General features: G+C 56.1%; 1 rRNA gene. It reads left to right on the top strand.

Annotated features, from left to right (window positions below):
* Nucleotides 1-183 precede the first annotated feature (183 nt).
* Nucleotides 184-299 (top strand): 5S ribosomal RNA (rrf, locus tag RCF34_RS22815).
* The last annotated feature ends 22 nt before the right edge of the window (nucleotides 300-321 follow it).

Below are 321 nucleotides of genomic sequence, written 5' to 3'. Positions count from 1 at the left end.
TAATTGCCCGTGAGGCTTGACCATATAACACCCAAACAATCTGACCGCAGGTCAGAGCGTGAGGAAGACGACGCCGAAAACGGGCGCGTGGGTTCGCAAGACCCAAGACGAATTGTCTACTTCGATCACAGACCCAATTGGGCCCGCCAGGCAGCAGCATCGCCTGGCCAGCCAACCGAATTGCTTGACGAACATAGAGCATTGGAACCACCTGATCCCTTCCCGAACTCAGAAGTGAAACGATGCATCGCCGATGGTAGTGTGGGGTTTCCCCATGTGAGAGTAGGTCATCGTCAAGCGCCTAACACCCAGCACCCCCGC

Source organism: Pseudomonas sp. 102515, from assembly GCF_031085165.1.
In the GTDB taxonomy this organism is placed as follows: domain Bacteria; phylum Pseudomonadota; class Gammaproteobacteria; order Pseudomonadales; family Pseudomonadaceae; genus Chryseomonas.
The sequence above is the reverse complement of the archived record's forward strand: the minus strand, read 5'-3'. Positions and strand labels throughout refer to the sequence as shown.